The sequence below is a fragment of the Streptomyces sp. CO7 genome (genome assembly GCF_053474865.1).
In genome coordinates, this window is sequence record NZ_JBRIOU010000002.1 from 279,287 (window position 1) to 283,573 (window position 4,287).

Annotated in this window: 4 protein-coding genes; 2 read left to right on the forward strand and 2 right to left on the reverse strand. The window is 73.3% G+C overall.

All coding sequences use genetic code 11. The annotated features are described in order from the left end of the window. A partial coding sequence (locus ACOV8S_RS03180) for an ABC transporter substrate-binding protein (RefSeq protein WP_448315985.1) occupies positions 1–1,625 on the reverse strand: 1,625 nt, incomplete at its 3' end. 327 nt (positions 1,626–1,952) lie between these two features. Between ACOV8S_RS03180 and ACOV8S_RS03185 the strand changes: the two genes are divergently transcribed. Both ACOV8S_RS03185 and ACOV8S_RS03190 read left to right on the forward strand, forming a co-directional pair. Next, positions 1,953–2,756: a peptidoglycan DD-metalloendopeptidase family protein gene (locus ACOV8S_RS03185; protein ID WP_448315986.1), complete on the forward strand. Its 804-nt coding sequence runs from the start codon at positions 1,953–1,955 to the stop codon at positions 2,754–2,756. A gap of 169 nt (positions 2,757–2,925) precedes the next feature. After that, the gene (locus tag ACOV8S_RS03190) at positions 2,926–3,300 is read left to right on the forward strand and encodes a DUF2255 family protein (RefSeq protein WP_108952188.1); all 375 of its coding nucleotides are present in this window, start codon (positions 2,926–2,928) and stop codon (positions 3,298–3,300) included. A 33-nt stretch (positions 3,301–3,333) separates the two neighbouring features. Here ACOV8S_RS03190 and ACOV8S_RS03195 read toward each other — a convergent pair whose 3' ends face one another. Further along, the gene (locus ACOV8S_RS03195; protein ID WP_448315987.1) at positions 3,334–4,164 is read right to left on the reverse strand and encodes an SDR family oxidoreductase; all 831 of its coding nucleotides are present in this window, start codon (positions 4,162–4,164) and stop codon (positions 3,334–3,336) included. Between the last annotated feature and the right edge of the window lie 123 nt (positions 4,165–4,287).

A 4,287-nucleotide genomic window follows, 5' to 3' on the forward strand; every position in this document is an offset into this window, starting at 1 on the left:
GCCTTGCGGATCCGGGTCGCCCAGGGGCCGACGAAGGCGAACGGGCCGGGCTGCTCCAGGACGAGGTCCCTGGAGAGCGCGGTCGCTGTCTGCGCCCACCACAGCGGCAGGTAGGGCAGGTCCGCGGCGGCCGTGGTGACCGCGGTCAGCAGCTTCTCGCCGCGGCCGGCCGGGTCGGTGTCGGTCTTCGCCCCGTCGAGGGCCTTGTTGACGGCCGGCTCGTCGTAGTGGGCGATGTTGGTCGCCGTGGCGGCGGCGTTCAGATAGGCGTCGGCCAGTTCCGCCGGGTCGCCGGTGACCGGGAAGTACCAGAGGAACTGCAGCGGCTGCTTGCCGGAGCCGAGCTCGTTCACCCAGGCCTCGAGGGTGATCTCCTTGACCTTCAGGGTGATGCCGAGCTTCTTCAGGGAGTCGGCCAGCGCCAGCGCCGCCTTGCCGACCTGGGGTCCGCTCGCCGGGTAGTGCAGCTCGGCGGCGAAGCCGTCGGCGTGCGCGGACTTCGCCAGCTCCGCACGGGCCCGGTCCAGGCCGAAGGGGTACTCCGGGATCTCCGCGTAGGCGGCGCGCACCTTCTCCTCGGGCAGCAGGTCGCCCCACATGGCCGGCGAGACCAGCGCGTTCGCGATCTCCGCCCTGCCCTGCAGGATGCCCTCGACCATGCCCTTCCGGTCGGCGGCGTGGGCGACGGCGCGGCGCACGTGCGGGTCGTCCCAGGGGGCCTTGGAGGTGTCGAAGGCCAGCGACACCACGGAGCGGTCGGCGGTGTAGCTCACCTGTGCGGCCGAGGCCCAGCCCTTGGTCTCGTCGGAGGCCAGCGCGAGCGCGCCGTCCACCTCGCCGGACTTCATGGCCACCAGGCGGGTGCCGGCGTCCGGTACGAAGGAGAGCTTGAGCTTCGCGACGGCGGGCTTCTCGCCCCACCAGCGCGGGTTGCTCTCCAGCAGCACGTGGCTGTCGGCGGCGAACTCGGTGATCCGGTACGCGCCGGTGCCCAGCAGCAGCGTCTTCTCGGTCCCGATCCTCCCACGGTGGGCCCGCAGGAACTTCTCGCTGCCGACCGGCAGGCAGCCGGGGGCGACGCTCCAGAGGAAGGCGCCGTCGGCGGCCTTCAGACGGACGGTGACCTCGTGCGAGCCGGTGGCCTCGACGGACTTCACCCCGGCGAAGGCGTAGGCCAGCACGGAGGCGTTCTCCGGGTCGCGGATCTCCTCGATGGAGGCGACCACGTCGGCGGCGGTGAAGGGGGTGCCGTCGCTGAAGACGACCCCCCGGCGCAGCGTGAACACGTACGTCCTGGCGTCCGGCTGCTTCCAGGAGGTGGCCAGGCCGGGCTCGAGGTCGCCGGCCGGGGTCACCGACAGCAGGGACTCCTGGACGAGGGTGGCCACCAGGTAGTTCAGCACGCCGGACTCGCGGCCGACGTCCAGCGACGAGATGGAGGAGGGCAGCGCGAAGGTCAGCTCCCCGACCGGCCCGTCCGCGCCCTTGCCGGAAGCGCCTTGGTCGGCGGCCTGCGGCGCGCACGCGCCGAGCAGCCCCGACGCGGCGAGCACGCCGGCGCCGGCCGCGGAAAGGCTCAGCAGTCTGCGGCGGCTCAGGGCGCCGCCGGTCTCCGAGGCCGACATCGGGCCACCGTCCTCACTCTGTACTTCCGGCTGTACGCCGGTACGTCGGTACGTCTGCACGCCCGTGCGTTGTGCTCTCCCGGTGGTTTGTCCACCAGAAGTGTCCACTTGGGCGGTGACAGTAACCGAAGGAATTTGACGGCGTCAAAGCGCGCCTTATGGGTGGACCGGGGGAGAGGGGGCTGATGATCGGTCAGTCATATAACAGCAAGGAGCGCGCATGGTCGGAGAAGGCCTGTACCAGCCCTTGCCGGGGGAGGGGCGGCGGCCCTACGTTCCGGGCGTCGTGCGTCGCGTTCCGCGGCGTCCCCCCATCCGAGGAGCAACGTGTCCCTGCTCAGACGCCTCCCCGCACTGATCGCCGTCGTGCTGCTCTCCCTCACCGGTCTCTCCGCCTCCCCGGCCCATGCCGCCGCGGACGCGGTCGCCGCCGCCCCCAACTTCAAGGCGCCGTACCCCTGCGGGCAGCGCTGGACGTACAGCCACCATTCCGCCGAGGTCCGCCGCGCCCTGGACTTCGTCCGCGCCGACGGCGGCGCCACCGCCGGCACCCCGGTCCTGGCCTCCGCCGCGGGCACGGCCACCCGCTACTACCAGGCGAGCGGCGCCGGCAACTACATCGTCATCGACCACGGCGGCGGCTGGCGCACCTACTACTTCCACCTCGCGGCGTACTCCGTGCCCAGCGGCGCCTACGTGAGCCAGGGTCAGCAGATCGGCACCACCGGCTCGACCGGGAACTCCTCCGGGGCGCACATCCACTACGAGCAGCTGTACAACGGCACCGGGCAGAACATCGTCATCAACGGCGTCGGGCTGTCCTACCCGGGCTCCTACAACCAGGCCTACCTGACCAGCGACAACGGCTGCGGCGGGAGCGGCGGTGCCGCGTTCAACACCTGGGGGAGCGGGGTCAACGTCCGCTCCGACGCGCGGCTGAGCGCCCCGGTGGTCGCCACGCTGAGCGGGCCGACCGCGGTGTGGGTGGTCTGCCAGAAGCAGGGTGACACGGTCAACGCGGAGGGCTACACCAACAACTGGTGGAGCAAGCTGCGCGACCAGAACGGCTTCGTCTCCAACATCTACATCGACCACCCCTCGGCCCAGCTTCCGGGCGTCCCGCTCTGCTGACCGCGCGGTGAGCCGGTGGTGAGCCGGTGGTGAGCTCGTGCCGGTGAGCCGGCGGTGTCCGGACGGGCCGGGTGTTGGTCCGTCCGGACGCCCACCGGTGGCGTGGGCCGCGGTGAGCCGTTCCGCTGGGATCAGGCGCGACCGAACCCCAGCGAGGAGCCGAGACGTGATGACCACCTGGACCCGCACCGAACTCGCGGGCATCGGCGAAGCGGAAGAACTCGAGATCGCCTCCGTCGGCGAGGACGGCGCGTTGAGCGACTGGCGCACCATCTGGGTGGTCCGCGACGGCGACGACGTCTATGTCCGGTCGGTCTACGGCCCGGGCTCGCGCTGGTACCGCGGCACCCGGGCCCGCCACCAGGGCCGGATCCGGGCGGGCGGCGTGGAGAAGGACGTGACGGTCGTCGACGCCGACCCCCGGCTCAACGACCGGGTGGACGCCGCCTACTACGCCAAGTACGAGGCGTACCCGGCCTCGCTGGAGACCATCCTGACCGAGCCGGCCCGCTCCACCACCATGCGCCTCGACCCCCGCGAGTGACGGCGTGCTCAGGGTTCCGGGCTCCGCCGCGGCTCAGGCGCCCGGTGCCAGGAACTCCGTGGCGCCGCGTACCCGGGTGCGCAGCAGCCGCCGGGTGGCCCCGCCGTCCAGGCGGACGTCCGCCGGGCCCGCGCCGTCGGTGTCCGCGCGCCGGCCGGCCGGCACCGCCGCCGGGTCCAGGCCGTCGCGCCGGGCGACCAGGAGGCCCAGTTCGTACCGGCTGACCGCGTCCGGTCCCGCGACGTGGAAGGTCCCCGCGTGCGCCGGTTCCGCCGCCAGCTCCAGGAGGGCCGCGGCGAGGTCGGCGACGTGGACCGGGCAGCGGACCTGGTCGGTGAAGAGCACGCCGTCGCGGCGTCCGGCGGCCAGGTCGTGCACCAGCCGCTCGTGCGCGGAGTCGCCGTCGCCGAGGATCAGCGAGGTGCGGACCACGGCCGCGGTGGGAGTGAGCAGGCGGACGGCGGTCTCGGCGGCGGCCTTCGCCGCCCCGTACGGGGTGGTGGGGTCCGGGGCGGCGCCCTCGTCGTAGTGGACCCGGGCGCCGGAGAAGACCGCGTCGCTGGACACGTGCACCAGCCGCAGGCTCCGCTCCGCCGCGGCCATGGCGACCCGGACGGCCCCCTCCGCGGTGACGCCCCAGTCCGCCTGGCGGTAGGCCGTGTTGACCACGGTGTCCGGGCGCACCTCGTCGAGCACCCGGTCGAGCGCGGAGCGGTCGCGCAGGTCCAGCGGCAGCCAGGCCACGCCGGGCACGGAGCCGGGGCGGGTGGCGAAGGTCCCGGCGACCGGCCGCCCGGAGGCGGTCGCCTGCCGCGCCAGCTCGGAGCCGAGGTATCCGCCGGCGCCGACGATCAGCAACGTCATGGGGCGACACCCTAGGCCGGGAGGGAGCGACTCCGGGGGGCGAGGACCGGTCAGGATCGGAGAAGCCCCGGCGCGGGTCGCGCCCCTAGCGTGGAGCACATGACCACCACCGCGTCCCCCGCG